We start from the raw sequence: 15203 nt of genomic DNA, 5'->3' as shown, positions 1-15203 counted from the left end.
TCTGGAAGACTCCGGGCTATGGCTCGCAGATTCACGCAGGTGGACGTCTTCTCCGACACCCCGTACCTCGGCAACGCGCTCGCGGTCGTGATCGACGGCGAGGGGCTGAGCACCGAGGACATGCAGCGCATCGCCAGGTGGACGAACCTGTCCGAGACCACCTTCCTGCTGCCGCCGGGCAGCCCTGAGGCCGACTACCGGGTCCGCATCTTCACCCCCGACCAGGAGCTGCCGTTCGCCGGGCACCCCACGCTGGGCTCCTGCCACGCCTGGCTGGAGGCGGGCGGCGAGCCCCGTACGAAGGGGCAGGTGGTGCAGGAGTGCGAGGCGGGGCTCGTCACGCTGCGGATCACCGATGACGGCCTGGCCTTCGAGGCGCCCCCGCTGGTCCGCTCGGGCCCGGTGGACGAGGGGCTGCTCGGCGGGGTGGCCGCCGCGCTCGGGGTGGAGCGCGGCGACATCGTGGCCGCCGAGTGGGTCGACAACGGCCCCGGCTGGATCGGGGTGCTGCTGGCGGACGCCGAACGGGTGCTCGCCCTGCGGCCCGGCACGATGCCGCAGGCGGTCGGCGTGGCCGGGCCGTACCCCGAGGGCTCGGAGTGCGCCTTCGAGGTGCGGGCGTTCTTCCCGCAGCACGGCGCCACCATCGAGGACCCGGTCACCGGCAGCCTGAACGCGTCGCTGGGGCAGTGGCTGCTGGGCAGCGGGCGGGCACGCGCCCCCTACATCGCCTCCCAGGGCACCGTGATCGGCAGGCGGGGCCGCGTCCGCATCTCCGCGGACGACGACGGCCGGGTCTGGGTGGGCGGCGCGGTCACCACCTGCGTCACCGGCGGCCTCACCCGCTGAACCGCTGCGCGAGCGCGAACCGCACCCGGTCGCCTGGCCGCAGCTGCGCGGCCACCGGCAGGTCCGCGCTCAGCACCACCGCGATCACCGGGTAGCCGCCCGTGGGCGGATGGTCGGCGAGGAACACGATCGGCTGCCCGCTGGGCGGCACCTGGATCGCCCCCGTGACCATGCCCTCGCTCGGCAGCTCGCCCTGCCTGGCCCGCGCCAGCTCGGCCCCGAGCAGCCGCACGCCCACGCGGTTGCTGTCCTGGCTCACCTCGTACGGCCGGTCGCACAGCACCTTCAGCGCGCCGGCCTCGAACCAGTCGTCGCGCGGCCCCGGCACCACCCGCAGCACGGGCGGCCGCGGCCCGGGCAGTGGCGCCTGATCGACGGTGATCGTCCCGTCGGGCACGCCGACCGGCAGCACCGTGCCCGCCCGCAGCGGCGGCGGCCCCAGCCCGGACAGCGAGTCGGTGGACCTGCTGCCCAGCACCGGCTCGACCGCGATGCCGCCGCGCACCGCCACGTACGTGCGCAGCCCCTCGGCAGGCAGGCCGAACCGCAGCTCGGCGCCGGCCGGCACCCAGAACGGCGCCCCCATGCCGGGCCGCACCCCGGACGCGCCCGCCGCCCGCACCTCCAGCGGCGCGCCGGTCACCGCCACCCAGGCGGCGTCGGCGAAGCGCAGCCGGGCGCCGCCGAAGGTCAGCTCGATCCCGGCCAGCCACTCGGCGTTGCCGACCAGGCGGTTGGCCAGCCGCAGCGCGGGCGCGTCCGCCGCGCCCGAGCAGGGCACTCCCAGATGCGCGAACCCCGGCCGCCCGAGGTCCTGGACCGTCGCGTACGGCCCCGGCGCCACGACCTCGATCATGCCGCCTCGAATCGCACCCGGGTGCCGGGACGGAACAGCGACGGCGGGTCGGCCGTCACGTCCCACACCCGCACCGGCGTCCGCCCGATCAGCCGCCACCCGCCGGGCGAGGCCGTCGGATAGACCGCGGAGTACGGCCCCGCGATCGCCACCGACCCGGCGGGCACCGACGTGCGCGGCGTGTCCAGCCTGGGCATCTCCAGCACCGGATCGAGGCCGGTGAGATAGGCGAAGCCGGGGGCGAACCCCAGCCAGCCCACCACCAGCTCGCGCCCGGTGTGCCGGGCGATCACCTCGTCCGCGGAGATCCCGGCGAGCTTCGCCACCGAGTCGAGGTCGGCCCCGTCATAGACCACGGGGATCGTCACCAGCGGCCGGTCGGGCGCGTCGCCCGCCGCCGCCCTGCCGCTCTCCTCGCGCACGACCGACTCCAGGCGCGCCCGCAGCCGTCCCTGATCGGCCCCAGGCGCCACCACCAGCACCGTCTCGGGGCCCGGCACGATCTCCACCACCCCTTCGGGACGCTCTTCCCGCAGCGCCGCGTCCACGCGGTGCGACAGCTCCAGCGATCCCGTCTCCACGAGCAGCCCGTGCTCCCCGGCCGTCCTGATCACGCGAACGCCTGGAGGACCACTCCGGCGGACAGCAACGCGTCGCGCACTCCCTGCGCCAGCCGGACCGCGTCAGGCGTGTCTCCGTGGACGCAGATGGATCGGGCGGAGATCGGCACCGAACCGCCGTCTACGGCCGTCACAGAGCCTTCCAGGGCCATCTGGCGGGCACGTGAGGCCACCGCCTCGGCGTCGTGGATGACCGACCCGGGCTCGCGGCGCGGCACCAGCGTCCCCTTCGGCGTGTAGGCCCGGTCGGCGAACGCCTCGTTCACCGTCGGCACGCCCTCGGCCGCGGCCACCTTGTGCACCACCGAGCCGGGCAGCGTCAGCACCGGCAGCGAGGGGTCGTAGTCGGCCACCGCCTCCACCACCGCCGTGGCCTGCGCCTCGTCGCGGCAGATCCGGTTGTAGAGCGCGCCGTGCGGCTTGACGTAGGAGACCCGGCCGCCCATCGCCCTGGCGATGCCGTCGACGGCGGCGAGCTGGTAGAGCACCTCCGCGCACAGCTCCTCGGGCTCGACCTCCATCTCCCTGCGCCCGAAGTGCGCCAGGTCGCGATAGGACACCTGAGCCCCGATCGCCACGCCCCGGTCGACGGCCGCCGCGCACGTGCGCCTGATCGTCACCGGGTCGCCCGCGTGAAACCCGCAGGCCACGTTCGCGCTCGTGACGATGTCCAGCAGCGCGAGGTCGTCGCCGAGCCGCCAGATGCCGAAGCCCTCGCCGAGATCGGCGTTCAGGTCGATCACCATGCCACCCACCATGCCACCCACCATGCCACCCACCATGCCACCCACCGTGCCGTCCACCATGCCATCCACCATGCCACCCATCATTGGGGCAACGGCTATCTCGGCGCGACGAACAACGTCTGACCGGCCGCGCCGATCTCGCCGTTCTCGTCATAAAGGGTGCTCCGGGTCAGGCCGCGGCCGGACGGGCCGTGCACGGTCGCGGAGTCCATGCACATCCATTCGCCGGTCGCGGCGCGGAACAGTGAGATCGTCAGATCGACGTTCACGAACAGGTGGGTGTCGAAGCCGAGCGCGGCGCTGATGCCGTTGCCGCTGTCGGCGAGCAGCGCCACCCGTTCGAACGGGGCCGGCTCCTCGCCCTCCACCAGCGGCACCCGCTGCCTGGCCCATACCGTCGCGGGGCCGGCCTGCGCGGGGCCTCCGGCGACGAAGCGCCACTCCATCGCGCGGCCGTAGCCGAAGCCGGAGGCGATCCAGGAGTCGTCGACCGGCGCCGAGCCGGGCGGGGCGGGCGCGTCCGCGGCGCCCACGGAGGAGGTCTCGGCGGCGCGGATCCGCCACAGGGTGGCCCTGACGTACTCGCGGCCGCCCGACGACACGCTCGCCGACAGGCACTGCACGCGCTTGCCGTCGCGTACGACGTCGGTGCTCACCTCGAGCTCGGCCACCGGCACCGGAGCGAACACGTCGGCGGCCAGCCTGGACGGCTCGAGCCCCGGGCGCGGCGCGGTCTGCGCCAGCTCGTGCGCGATCAGCGCGGCGACGGGGCCCATGTGCTGCGTACGCGGATCCCACGGGCCCTGGGTGTGCTCGGAGGCCAGGTAACGGCCGCGGGCGAGCCGCCGGTAGAACGCCATGGAAGAAGACTCTAAAACTCGTCCGGGATGTCCGCGATGTCGTCGAGCGCCGCCGCCAGCTCGTCGGGATGGCCGCCGATCCGCTCGACGATCTCGATCAGGACATGGAGCACGTCGTGGCGGTCGTGGCCGAGATCGAGCAGCCGCTGCGCCGCCTCCCAGAGCTGCGGCGGGTCGCCGTCCCACAGCCGGCTCGCGATCTCCTCGTGCCAGGCCAGGTGCTCCTGGTCCATGCCCGCGTCGTGGTCGATCTCGAGTAACGTACGGCGGTCCGCGGGGTCGGCCGGGTCGAGCCGGTCGAGGTCGATGCCGTTGTGCGTGCCCTGCAGGTAGGGGAAGGCGAAGGCCCGCCTGGCCAGCGCCGACAGGTCGCCGTCCGGCAGCAGCCGCTCGAGCAGCGCCCGGTCGAGCCCGAACGTCGTCGGGTCGCGGTAGGCCTCGGGGAACTTCCCTATCGCCTCCCACACCGCGTCGAGCGTGGCCTTGAGCCCCTGCTCGGGCAGGCCCGTGCGGCGCGCGGCGAAGCGCACCCACGCCGCCAGCACGTGCGGCATCGCCTCCTGCTCCGCCTCGCTCAGCATCACCTTGCGCGGCAGCCAGTCGAGCAGGAACGTCTCGCACTTGATCGGGCTCACCCGCAGCGGCCGGTTGAAGTCCTGCTCGCAGCCGTAGTCGATGATGTGGTCGGCGCAGCGCGAGGCCGCCGACGGGTCGGACAGGTGCTCGGCGTCGTCGGAGGCCAGGAACTCCGCCGCCAGCATGGCCCGCCGCTCCCTGCTGTAGGGGGCCTCGCTGTGCAGCGGCGCGGGCCGCTTGCGCCCGGGGGGCAGCGCCTTCAGCCTCGCCCTGGCGAAGGCGTGGTAGGCGCTGTAGCTGTCGCTGACCGGCGGCGGCGTCTTCGGCTCCCTGGTGGCCTTCATCGCCGACTCCAGCAGCGCCCTGGCCTGGTCGGGCTCGATCTCCTCGAAGATCAGCAGCGGGTTGTCCTCCGCCTCGGCCCTGGCCTGCTCCAGCAGCTTGTCGACCTGCGAGGAGACCCAGGCGTCGCGGGCCATGCCGTTCATGTTGTAGTCGACCACCAGGACCAGCGCGTGGCGGTCGATCGGCTGGTCGCTGTCGTTCCACCGGTAGGCGAAAGTGCAGATCACGGTGTCCTGGTCGCCGTAGGCGTCGCGCGAGACGTAGCAGCCGGCCGGCTTGACCGCGCCCACCCGGTCGGCCCAGCCGGGACGGGCCACGCCCGACTCCATCATCGCCAGCGCCGCGCCCTCGGCCTTGGCGCCCTGGCGCGCGGTGCCCAGGTAGGCCAGGCAGATCAGCAGGGTCAGCGAGGCCGGAGTGCCGGCCTTGGCGGCGTAGTCGACCAGCCCCTCCCCGAGCACCTGCTCGACGTCACCGCCCCTGACGCGCCTGCCCCACCAGGCGCCGATCATGTCGGAGACCATCAGCTCCGCGTCGAGGGGAGTGCGTACGGCCAGCAACTCACGAGCCGCCTGCAGCATCTCCTTGAACACGTCATCTGGAGGAGTGCTCTCCCCGGGAACTCGTCGGTGTCGGCGCACACCCTCACTCTCTCGTATTCCGGGCGCGGACAGTGCGGAGAACACGGCCCGGTGACCTCGATGTTATCGGCGATGGCGAGCGCGCCGGCACACGCCGATCAGGACACTTCGCGCCACGCCTGCCTCGTCCCGCGCGCCTCGCCGCTCCCTCAGCGGTGGCCGCGCGGCGGCGGCGCGGAGTTGACGATCGCGAGCAGGTGCTCGCGCGCGATGCGTTCTACGATCTCGGGTGTCGCCGAGATGCCCAGATGCTGCGCGCACGCGCACACGTCGGCCACGCATCGGTCGATCGTGTCCACGGGCACGGTCAGGAACTCTTCGGCCAGCCTGTGACTGACCGGCTCCCGCAGGAACCGTGTGGCCAGAGCGAGCATAGGAGTGAGATTCCTCTGGAACCCTAGGGGCAAACCCCCAGGAATGTCTGCAGGGCGACTTGCGCTCCCATTTCACCTTTTCTCGGGCGCGTGTCAAGGCTCCCTAGAGCCTGTGTTCACTTCACCCGGCGGGCTTTCATGCGAAGCTGTCTCCATGCGCATCCAGCTCGCCCAGCGGAGTGAGGCCGACGAGCTCCTCGGCCGCAGCCCGCTCGCCCTGCTCGTCGGCATGCTGCTCGACCAGCAGATCCCCATGGAGTGGGCGTTCACGGGGCCGTACACGATCTCCGAGCGGCTCGGGCACGACCTGACCGCCGAGGAGATCGCCTCCTACGACCCCGAGGCGTTCGCCGCCCTGCTCGCGGAGAAGCCGGCCGTGCATCGCTACCCCAAATCCATGGCGGCCCGCATCCAGGCGCTGGCTGCCTATATCGTCGAGCACTACGACGGAAGGCCGGAGAAGATCTGGGCCGACGCCGCCGACGGTCAAGAGTTGGTGAAACGACTCATGGCCCTGCCGGGATACGGCAAGCAGAAGGCCCAGATCTTTTCGGCATTGCTGGGCAAGCAGTTGGGGATCCAGCCACCAGGCTGGCGGGAAGCAGCCGGACTCTACGGCGAGGAGGGGTCGTACCGGTCGGTGGCCGACGTGGTCGACGCCGACAGCCTGGCCCGCGTGCGGGCGGCCAAACAGGAGGCCAAGCGCGCGGCCAAGGGCCAGTAGGGCCAAGAGGCCGTGGCGGGGATCCGCCCCGGCGATCTGGCGCTGTAACCTGATCTTGCTGCGCAATGTGGAGCGACTTTGACAGGATGCGTAGACCCTAGAGGCGACAGGGCCGCGGCGGGGGCTTCCGTCCGTACATGCCCATCGTCGATGATGTACTGCAGGATCCGGTCGCCCGGAGCTGCGCTACGCCGATACACAGTTATGGAGATGTGCCGCGTGGGAGACCCTGGCACGCGACGGAGGTGCGGACCATGAGCGCCGAGACCTCCGTTCCCCGTCCCCGGGAGTCGGATGTGGACATCTCAGACTCCGCCCTCTTCAAGGGCATGCTGTCGGAGGCCGAGTTCGCCTTCGCGTTCTTCGACGCCGAGGGCCGCATCCAGCGGGTCAACGACGTCTTCAGCGACGTCGTCAACGTGCCTGCGGACCGCATGCTCGGCCGGCAGCCGGTCGAGGTGCTGGCCGCCGACCTCAGCCAGATCATCACGCACGCCGTGCAGGCGGTCATCGAGGGTGACGCGCCGGTCACCGAGGGTCGCGTCCGCGTGCGCACCGCCGAGGGCGACACGCGGCACTGGTCGCTGTCGTTCTCGCCGGTTCACGACGACACGGGCGAGCTGCGCGCGATCGCCCTGATCGGCCTCGACGTGACCGAGAGCCGCCAGACCGAGGAGGCGCTGCGCCGCAGCGAGGAGCGCTACCGCTCGCTCGTCGAGGCGCAGTCCCAGCTCGTCTGGATCACCTCGCCCACCGGCGCCGTGGTCGAGGACGCGCCGCAGTGGCGCGCCATCACCGGCCAGGGCCTGGAGGAATACCTCGCCAACGGCTGGCTCGACGTCGTCCACCCCGAGGAGCGGCAGCAGACCGAGGAGGCCTGGCGCGAGGCGCTGCGCGGCCGCACGATGTTCGAGTGGAACTACCGGGTGCGCACCCGGGCCAGCGGCTACCGCCACTTCGAGGTGCGGGCCGTGCCGATCATCCGCCATGGCAGGGTGGTGGAATGGGTCGGCGCCAACACCGACGTCACGCCGCAGCGCGAGGCCGAGGAGATGCGCGGCAGGCTGACCGACCAGCTCGGCGCCGCCGCCCTGCGCACCGCCCGGCTGCAGGGCGCCACGGCCATGCTGGCCGAGGCGCTGACCGTCGAGCAGGTCGTCCAGGTCATCATCGACGTCGGCCGCACCGCCCTGGCCGCCGACCGCTCCGCCGTCGCGCTGCTCGACACCGACCGCGCCGCGCTCAAGCTGATCAACGGCGAGGGCATCATGGAGGCGTCGGGCGTCACCGGTGACGAGATCCCGCTGTCGCACTCCAACGTGATGACCATGGCGGTCAACAGCCGCCGCCCGGTCTTCGCCGAGTCCCCCGAGTCGCTGAAGGCCCAGCTCCTTGAAGCGGGCGGCGACGAGGAGATGCTGGAGCAGTTCCTCGCCCAGGGCGACGAGCAGGCGTGGGTCGGCCTGCCGCTGCTGGCCGCGGGCCGGGCGCTCGGCGCGCTGCGCTTCTCCTTCACCCGCCCGCAGAAGATCTCCCAGGAGGACGGCGTCTTCCTGGAGGCGCTGGCCGGCCAGTGCGCGCTGGCGGTCGAGCGGGCCACGCTGTTCGAGCGCGAGCACCGCACCGCCGAGACGCTGCAGCGCAGCCTGCTGCCCGACCGCCTGCCGGTGGTCAAGGGCCTGGTGCTGGCCCAGCGCTTCCGCTCCGGCAGCCGCCACGTCCAGGTCGGCGGCGACTGGTACGACGCGTTCGTGCTGCAGGACGGGCGTGTCGCGGCGGTCGTCGGCGACGTCATGGGCAAGGGCGTCAAGGCGGCGGCCGGCATGGGCCGCATCCGCAACGCCATGCGGGCGCTGGCGCTGACCAACCCGCCGCCCGCGGCCGTGCTCACCGGTCTCGACCGCGTCTTCGAGGCCACGGAGGAGGAAGAGCAGGTCACCACGCTCGCCTACATGGTGGTCGAGCCGGTCACCGGCGAGGGCACGCTCGCCATGGCCGGTCATCCGCCACCCGTCCTGGTATCGCCGCAGGGCACGGCGATTCTCTGCGACGCCGAGCCCGGCACTCCGCTAGGCTGGCCGACCAGCCGTCGGCAGTTCAGGTTCGTGGTGCCGCCCGGCCACACCGCCGTGCTCTACTCCGACGGTCTCGTCGAGAACAGGAAGCGGGGGCTGGATGCGGGACTCGCAGAGCTTTGCAGTGTTGTGACCGAAGCGCCGCCGGAGGTGGTGAGCAGTCCTCACATGCTGCTGGACTTCCTGGTTGACCGGATGTTGTCTGGATATGAACAGGATGATGACGTTACCGCGCTCGCAATTCACGTCCCACCGGCCACGAAGAGTGACTGAATGAAACAGTCATAACGGTTGCTTTCGGGTATCAGTGCCCCGCTTACGTACGCACTACTGTCTTGGTCGGCCTAGGGTGGAGGTCAACCGCCGGGAGGTGGCCGTATGGATCGCGGGGTCGTGCCACAATGCTGTGCAGGTCCGTCGCGGTCCGCACGGCCTCACCGATCTCCGAGAGAGGCAACAGCCCCCCAGCGGGCATCTGGGTCCATAGTCGCCACGCGTTCGTTCGAGAGGTGTTCGTGTCGCCTGCAAGTTCGACTCGCTCGAAGCCACAAGAGCTGAACGAGCCCGTCATTCAGCGACTGCTCGAGCGTGGGCGCTCGCAGGGTTTCCTCGAGTCTGAGGATGTCCGTCAGGCCTTCGAGGAGGCGGACATCCCCATGTCGCACGCCGCCGCGTTCTTGCGGAACCTCAGCAAAGAGGGCGTGACCGTGGTGGTGACCGCCGCGGATTCGGCTGCGCCGAAGAAGTCTCGTCCAGCAAAGCGCCGCACCGCCGCCCCCGTCAAGACCAAGACGGCGGCGGCCGCAAAAGAGCAGCAGCCCGAGACCGTGACCGCGGTCGTGGGCACCGCTGAAGCCGAGCCGGCCGCCAAGAAGGCGGCCCCTGCCAAGAAGGCCGCTCCGGCGGCGAAGAAGGCCGCGGCATCCGCCGCCGCCAAGAAGGCCGAGCCGAAGAAGAACGCTGGGCCTGCCGAGAGCAAGACCAAGGCGACCAAGGCGCCCAAGACGGCCGACGTCCCGCGCGCCGACGCCGATGACGACGAGGACCTTGAGCTCGACGGCGACGTAGTGCTCGACGACCTCGAGGACATCGACGTCGACGACGAGATCGTGACCGACGACGACGCCGAGGCCGACGCTGACGACGACGCCGACGACGACGACGCGCCCAAGGCCGCCGGGTCCGCCGACGAGAAGAACGAGGACGAGGTCCTCATCCTCTCCGACGACGACGATGACGCGCCGGTCGCCCAGGTCGCCGCCGCCGGCGCTACCGCCGACCCGGTCAAGGACTACCTCAAGCAGATCGGCAAGGTCCCCCTGCTCAACGCCGAGCAGGAGGTCGAGCTGGCCAAGCGCATCGAGGCCGGCCTGTTCGCCGAGGAGCAGCTGGGCAGTCCCGAGGCCGAAAACCTGCCGGTCGACGTCAAGGCCGAGCTGGAGTGGATCGCCGAAGACGGCCGCCGCGCCAAGAACCACCTGCTGGAGGCCAACCTCCGGCTCGTGGTCTCGCTGGCCAAGCGCTACACCGGGCGCGGCATGCTGTTCCTCGACCTGATCCAGGAAGGCAACCTGGGCCTCATCCGGGCGGTCGAGAAGTTCGACTACACCAAGGGCTACAAGTTCTCCACGTACGCCACGTGGTGGATCCGGCAGGCGATCACGCGTGCCATGGCCGACCAGGCGCGGACCATCCGCATCCCGGTCCACATGGTCGAAGTGATCAACAAGCTGGCCCGCGTCCAGCGGCAGATGCTGCAGGACCTCGGCCGTGAGCCCACGCCGGAAGAGCTGGCCAAGGAGCTGGACATGACGCCCGAGAAGGTCGTCGAGGTCCAGAAGTACGGCCGCGAGCCCATCTCCCTCCACACCCCGCTGGGCGAGGAGGGCGACAGCGAGTTCGGTGACCTCATCGAGGACTCCGAGGCCATCGTCCCGGCCGACGCCGTCAGCTTCACGCTGCTGCAGGAGCAGCTGCACTCGGTTCTCGACACGTTGTCGGAGCGCGAGGCGGGCGTCGTGTCGATGCGGTTCGGCCTCACCGACGGCCAGCCCAAGACGCTGGACGAGATCGGCAAGGTTTACGGGGTCACCCGTGAGCGCATCCGCCAGATCGAGTCCAAGACCATGTCGAAGCTGCGTCACCCGTCCAGGTCGCAGGTCCTCCGCGACTACCTGGACTGATCCTTCCCCTCGGGGCCCCGCGCGGGCGGCCCCGCCTGGGTGTGCCAGACGCCCCGCCGGAATGTGGTTCCGGCGGGGCGTTTCGGCGTTCCGCTGCGCCGCTTGGCGGGCCTACTTCCGCGGCGCTGCCGCTGCCCCCCTGATTCACGCAGTGCTGCTTCTGCGGCGCTGCTTCTGCGGCGCTGCGTTCGTGGTCCCGCTTCCGTGGGTCCTCTCCCGTGGCCCTGCGTCTGCGGCACTCGGGCCTTTCCACGCTGTGCCGGGACACGCCGTCCGGGCGCGTTGTGCCGGGACACGCCGTCCGGGGGCGCTGTGCCGGGTCGTGCTGTCCGGGCGCGTCGCCCGGGGTCCTTCGTCGGTCGGAGGGGTTGGTCGCGTTCAGGCCGACAGGTGCACGTCCAGGACCCAAGGGCGGGTGGCGCGGGCCGGAGCGGTGAGGCGGGTGATGTAGCCGAGGGAGTCGAGGAGTTTCGCCAGCTCGTCGGGGGTGGACGGCTGGGTGGGCTGGTGGAGGAGGGCGCGGGCGATCTCGCCCCGGGTGGCCTTGGCCATGTGGCTGACGACCTTGCCGTCCCTGAACACACGTACCGTCACCGAGCGCGACCCCGGCTGCCAGGCCCCCGCGTACGTGGCCGAACGCAGGTCCACCACCAGCCCCGGCAGCCGGTCGAGCTCCTTGGAGATCCCCGGACGCCAGAAGGCGGCAAGACCGCCGAGCGGCGGCAGGCTGACGCCCATGGACAGGCGGTAGGGCGGGATGCGGTCAGTGATTTTCACCACACCCCACAGGCCGGAGAAGATCAGCAGGCTCTCCTCTGCCCGCGCTCGCGCCTCGCCGTCCAGAGTCGCCAGGCCGAGGTTGTCGTACAGGACGCCGGTGTAGAGGGCGCCGGCGGGCAGGGTGGGCGCGGTCGCCAGCGCGAGGTTCTTGTCCAGCTCGCCCGCGAGGCCCGGCGTCAGGCCCAGCACCTCAAGGGCGTCGCGGCGCTTGGAGGCGCGTACGAGCGCGTTCATCACCCGCTTGCGTGACTTGCCGAGTGAGGGGAAGGACAGCTCGCCCACGGGCGGGCCGTCGCCCTCCGACGCCTTGCCTTCGGACGGCGGCAACAGGATCAGCACGGTCACCTAGCCTATGGCCCTTACCGGGGCACCTTTCCGAAGGGGCTCCCGGCTCCGCAAGGGCTTCCGGCGCGCGGGTGAAAGGTCCGTCGCTAGGCTGCGCGGGTGAATTTCGACCTGCTCGTTCATGAGGCTTGGCCCGCTTATGAGGTGCGGGCGTACGAGGGCTGGCTGCTGCGACACTCCGGCGGGGTGACCAAGAGGGCGAATTCCGTGCTGGCGCTGGAGCGGCCGGCCGATCTGGACCGGGCGATCCGGGCGGCCGAGGACTTCTACCGCGAGCGCGGGCAGCGGTGCGTGTTCTCGGTGGGTCCTGGGACCATGCAGGGGCTGGACGACGAGCTCGAACACCGGGGGTACGAGGTGGTCGATCCCACGCTCATCATGTCGGGGACGCCCAAGGGCGAGCCCGCCCCCGAGGTCAGGATCCAGGAGCGGCCCTGGCCGGGCTGGCTTGAGACCTGGTGGGCCGTGGACGGCCGGTACGCCGACGGGATCGCGGCGGCCGAGCGGATCTGCACCGGCGTGCCGGCCTGGTACGCCGCGTACGAGGAGGACGGCCGGGCGGTGGCCGTGGGCCGGGCGGTCCCGCAGGGCGACACGCTCGGCATCTACTGCATGGCGACGCTGCCCGAGGCCCGGCGCAGGGGACTGGCGAGGACGGTGCTGCGAGCGCTGGTGGCGCACGCGGGCGGCGGACCGGCGTACCTGGTGGTGACGTCGCGGAACGCGGGCGCGCAGGCCCTCTACCGCGGCGAGGGCTTCACCGCCGTGGGCCGCTACCACTACCGCGCGGCCCCTCTCTGACCCGCACCCCCTACCCCGGTATCACCGCGATCAGGTTCCCCGGTATGACGACACGGCGGCCACCTCCCCTCTAGCCTTCGCCCCCCAGGGATCGGCAGGCGGGAGCGAGGGGGAGACAGGCATGCGGCCGTACGAGACGGCGCCGTCCACCGCGAAGGCGACCACGGGCGCCGATCCCGGCCTGCCGCACGAGGGGACCGGCCTCGTCGGCTCCCGCCGCCGGGCGCTGCGCCGCACGCGCGCCGCCGCGGACCGGGGAGAGGCCGGTCCCGGCCCGAGTCCGTCCGAATCCGGGTCTTAGGCTGTGTCCATGACCTCGAAGGTCGTCGGTCCGCGCGCGGTGGTCGCGGGCTCGTCGCGCCGGTGGGTACGGCTGATGCCCGCGGTCACCGCGCTCGCGCTGTGCGTCTGCCTGCTGCCGGCCACCGGCATCCTGCTCACCAAGTTCTACGGCCTGATCGCCGGCGTCGGCGCCGTGCTGACCATCACGCAGGTGGCGCCGCTGCTCCTCGCCGTCGTACGGCCGCTGCCCGCCTGGGGCATGATGTTCACCGCCGACGTGGCCGGGGCGCTCGTCCTGCGCGCCGCGGACTTCCCTGAGCAGCTGATGTGGCCGTTCCCGTCCACGGTGATCCTCGCCCACACCGCGGTCTGCCTCGCCCTGGGCCTGAGCGAGCGGGGCCGGACGCTGCTGCTGGTGTGGACGGCCACGGCGGTCGCGAACGTGATGCTGCTGTTCTTCACACCGCACGGCGTCGAGGCCAGGAACCTGCTGTTCACCGTGCTCGGCGGGGCCGCCCTGCTGATCGGCGGCGTGCTGCGGGAACGCGCCGAGGTGCGGCGCAAACTGGTCGAGCAGGAGACGATCAGCGAGGCCGAGCGCGCCCGGCGGACGCTGCTGGAGGAGCGGGCCAGGATCGCCCGTGAGCTGCACGACGTGGTGGCGCACCACATGTCCGTCATCACCGTCCAGGCCGACACCGCCGAATACCGCCTCGACCGGTTGCCGCCGGAGGTGCGGGAGGAGTTCACGAACATCGCCGCGACCGCGCGCAACTCGCTCGGCGAGATGCGGCGCCTCCTCGGCGTCCTGCGCAGCAGCGAGGAGACGTACGAGGAGCTCGCGCCCCAGCCGGGCCTGGCGCAGATCGGGCAGCTCGTGGACGCGACCGCGCGGGCGGGCGTGCCGGTGGACTTCGTTCCCTGCGACGTGGAGGTGCCCGCCGCCGTCGGCCTGTCGGCGTACCGGATCGTCCAGGAGGCCCTCGCGAACGTCGTGCGGCACGCACCGGGAGCGCGCACGCAGGTCTCCTTGTCGGTGCCGGAGCCGGGCGACGGCGGCGACGGCGCCGGGCGGCTGAACGTCCTCGTCGTCAACGGGCCGCCTCCCCAGCAGCCCGCCGCGCCGTTAGAGTCGAGCAGCACCGGGCACGGGCTGGTCGGTATGCGCGAGCGGGTACGGCTGGTCGGCGGCACTCTCGAGCTCGGACCGCTGCCGGACGGCGGCTTCCGGGTGGCCGCTCGGCTGCCCTTGAGCGAAGAGGACTCCACGTGACGACACGCGTCATCATCGTCGACGACCAGGCCATGGTGCGCGCCGGTTTCGCGGCACTGCTGGCCGCGCAGGGCGACATCGACGTGGTGGGCGAGGCGTCCGACGGCGCGCAGGGCGTGGAGCTGAGCCGCCGCACCCGCCCCGACGTCGTGCTGATGGACGTGCGGATGCCCGTGATGGACGGCCTGGAGGCCACCCGCCGGCTGCTCTCGCCCCCGGCGGGGGTGACCCATCGGCCCCGCGTGCTCATGCTGACCACGTTCGACGTCGACGACTACGTCTACGAGGCGCTGCGGGCCGGTGCCAGCGGCTTCCTGCTGAAGGACGCGCAGCCGGGCGACCTCGTCGCGGCGGTCCGCATCGTCGCCAGGGGAGACGCGCTGCTCGCCCCGTCCGTGACGCGCCGGCTCATCGCGGAGTTCGCCAGGCAGCGTCCCCTGACCCGCGGCAAGTCCGCGCAGCGGCTGAAAGAGCTGACAGAACGCGAGACCGAGGTGCTGACCCTCGTGGCGCGCGGCCAGTCGAACCAGGAGATCGCCCAGACCCTGATCCTGGCGGAGCAGACCGTCAAGACCCACGTCAGCCGCATCCTCACCAAGCTCGACCTGCGCGACCGCGCCCAGGCCGTGATCTTCGCCTACGAATCCGGGCTGGTGACCCCGGGCGAGTAGCACGCCCGCACGCCACCCCCTACTGCGGTATCCCTGCTTTTGGCTCCCCGGTATGACGCGGCGGACACGGCCGCCGCCGCAGACTCCTACTCAACCTTTTGAGCCCATCCCCCACGTGAACGGGGTTCTTCCAGGTCTCGGCTCGAAGGTGAACGCCTGTCGCACACCGGGCCGACATCCGGCCTACGCGACCTGACGCCAT

The 15203-nt window shown here is 71.7% G+C and carries 14 protein-coding genes; 7 read left to right on the top strand and 7 right to left on the bottom strand.

From position 1 onward, the window contains the following. Positions 1–18: 18 nt before the first annotated feature. Positions 19–849, top strand: coding sequence for a PhzF family phenazine biosynthesis protein (locus tag AB0K67_RS29775; protein WP_364066971.1), 831 nt, complete (start codon positions 19–21; stop codon positions 847–849). Here AB0K67_RS29775 and AB0K67_RS29770 read toward each other — a convergent pair. The 6 genes from AB0K67_RS29770 to AB0K67_RS29745 all read right to left on the bottom strand — a co-directional run bounded on the left by AB0K67_RS29770 (position 839) and on the right by AB0K67_RS29745 (position 5867). After that, on the bottom strand, positions 839–1705 hold the full coding sequence (locus tag AB0K67_RS29770) for a biotin-dependent carboxyltransferase family protein (protein ID WP_364066969.1): 867 nt from the start codon (positions 1703–1705) through the stop codon (positions 839–841). The two genes, AB0K67_RS29775 and AB0K67_RS29770, sit on opposite strands and share 11 nt — an antisense overlap. Continuing rightward, on the bottom strand, positions 1702–2319 hold the full coding sequence (locus AB0K67_RS29765) for an allophanate hydrolase subunit 1 (protein ID WP_364066968.1): 618 nt from the start codon (positions 2317–2319) through the stop codon (positions 1702–1704). Before AB0K67_RS29765 ends, AB0K67_RS29770 begins: the two co-directional genes overlap by 4 nt. Beyond that, complete coding sequence (locus AB0K67_RS29760; protein WP_364067200.1) at positions 2316–3071, bottom strand: 5-oxoprolinase subunit PxpA; 756 nt, start codon at positions 3069–3071, stop codon at positions 2316–2318. Before AB0K67_RS29760 ends, AB0K67_RS29765 begins: the two co-directional genes overlap by 4 nt. Positions 3072–3166: 95 nt before the next feature. Continuing rightward, positions 3167–3931, bottom strand: a complete 765-nt coding sequence (locus AB0K67_RS29755) for a thioesterase family protein (RefSeq protein WP_364066966.1) — start codon at positions 3929–3931, stop codon at positions 3167–3169. An 11-nt stretch (positions 3932–3942) separates the two neighbouring features. Next, positions 3943–5433 carry a hypothetical protein gene (locus AB0K67_RS29750; protein ID WP_364067198.1) on the bottom strand — a complete coding sequence of 497 codons (1491 nt, stop codon included), beginning with the start codon at positions 5431–5433 and terminating at the stop codon, positions 3943–3945. A 209-nt stretch (positions 5434–5642) separates the two neighbouring features. After that, positions 5643–5867, bottom strand: coding sequence for a hypothetical protein (locus tag AB0K67_RS29745; RefSeq protein WP_364066965.1), 225 nt, complete (start codon positions 5865–5867; stop codon positions 5643–5645). 154 nt (positions 5868–6021) lie between these two features. On the opposite strand from AB0K67_RS29745, the gene AB0K67_RS29740 reads away from it, so the two are divergent. From AB0K67_RS29740 to AB0K67_RS29730, 3 genes are all read left to right on the top strand, one after another. After that, positions 6022–6591: an HhH-GPD-type base excision DNA repair protein gene (locus AB0K67_RS29740; protein WP_364066963.1), complete on the top strand. Its 570-nt coding sequence runs from the start codon at positions 6022–6024 to the stop codon at positions 6589–6591. Between the two features lie 254 nt (positions 6592–6845). Continuing rightward, on the top strand, positions 6846–8939 hold the full coding sequence (locus AB0K67_RS29735) for a SpoIIE family protein phosphatase (protein ID WP_364066961.1): 2094 nt from the start codon (positions 6846–6848) through the stop codon (positions 8937–8939). Positions 8940–9181: 242 nt separating this feature from the next. Next, entirely contained in the window at positions 9182–10849 is a 1668-nt protein-coding gene (locus AB0K67_RS29730; protein ID WP_364066960.1) for an RNA polymerase sigma factor, read from the top strand. A gap of 378 nt (positions 10850–11227) precedes the next feature. Here AB0K67_RS29730 and AB0K67_RS29725 read toward each other — a convergent pair whose 3' ends face one another. Continuing rightward, positions 11228–11968, bottom strand: a complete 741-nt coding sequence (locus AB0K67_RS29725) for a peroxide stress protein YaaA (protein ID WP_364066958.1) — start codon at positions 11966–11968, stop codon at positions 11228–11230. A 105-nt stretch (positions 11969–12073) separates the two neighbouring features. Here AB0K67_RS29725 and AB0K67_RS29720 point away from each other — a divergent pair, with 105 nt between their 5' ends. From AB0K67_RS29720 to AB0K67_RS29710, 3 genes are all read left to right on the top strand, one after another. Next, positions 12074–12775 carry a GNAT family N-acetyltransferase gene (locus AB0K67_RS29720; protein ID WP_364066957.1) on the top strand — a complete coding sequence of 234 codons (702 nt, stop codon included), beginning with the start codon at positions 12074–12076 and terminating at the stop codon, positions 12773–12775. A gap of 310 nt (positions 12776–13085) precedes the next feature. Beyond that, positions 13086–14330 (top strand): sensor histidine kinase, encoded by a 1245-nt coding sequence (locus AB0K67_RS29715; protein WP_364066956.1) that lies wholly within the window; start codon positions 13086–13088, stop codon positions 14328–14330. Further along, on the top strand, positions 14327–15001 hold the full coding sequence (locus tag AB0K67_RS29710; RefSeq protein WP_364066954.1) for a response regulator transcription factor: 675 nt from the start codon (positions 14327–14329) through the stop codon (positions 14999–15001). The genes AB0K67_RS29715 and AB0K67_RS29710 overlap by 4 nt, the downstream gene beginning before the upstream one ends. Positions 15002–15203 lie beyond the last annotated feature (202 nt).

It is taken from the genome of Nonomuraea sp. NPDC052634 (assembly GCF_040678535.1).
GTDB classification, from domain to species: Bacteria; Actinomycetota; Actinomycetes; order Streptosporangiales; family Streptosporangiaceae; genus Nonomuraea; species Nonomuraea fastidiosa.
This window is presented reverse-complemented; position numbering and strand designations above follow the sequence as displayed.

Excerpts from the sequence above, each read along its gene's own strand:
- AB0K67_RS29755 (WP_364066966.1), bottom strand. The coding sequence starts at position 3,931 with ATGGCGTTCTACCGGCGGCTCGCCCGCGGCCGTTACCTGGCCTCCGAG.
- AB0K67_RS29775 (WP_364066971.1), top strand. The coding sequence starts at position 19 with ATGGCTCGCAGATTCACGCAGGTGGACGTCTTCTCCGACACCCCGTAC.
- AB0K67_RS29750 (WP_364067198.1), bottom strand. The coding sequence starts at position 5,433 with ATGCTGCAGGCGGCTCGTGAGTTGCTGGCCGTACGCACTCCCCTCGAC.
- AB0K67_RS29735 (WP_364066961.1), top strand. The coding sequence starts at position 6,846 with ATGAGCGCCGAGACCTCCGTTCCCCGTCCCCGGGAGTCGGATGTGGAC.
- AB0K67_RS29740 (WP_364066963.1), top strand. The coding sequence starts at position 6,022 with ATGCGCATCCAGCTCGCCCAGCGGAGTGAGGCCGACGAGCTCCTCGGC.
- AB0K67_RS29715 (WP_364066956.1), top strand. The coding sequence starts at position 13,086 with ATGACCTCGAAGGTCGTCGGTCCGCGCGCGGTGGTCGCGGGCTCGTCG.
- AB0K67_RS29760 (WP_364067200.1), bottom strand. The coding sequence starts at position 3,071 with ATGGTGATCGACCTGAACGCCGATCTCGGCGAGGGCTTCGGCATCTGG.
- AB0K67_RS29770 (WP_364066969.1), bottom strand. The coding sequence starts at position 1,705 with ATGATCGAGGTCGTGGCGCCGGGGCCGTACGCGACGGTCCAGGACCTC.
- AB0K67_RS29745 (WP_364066965.1), bottom strand. The coding sequence starts at position 5,867 with ATGCTCGCTCTGGCCACACGGTTCCTGCGGGAGCCGGTCAGTCACAGG.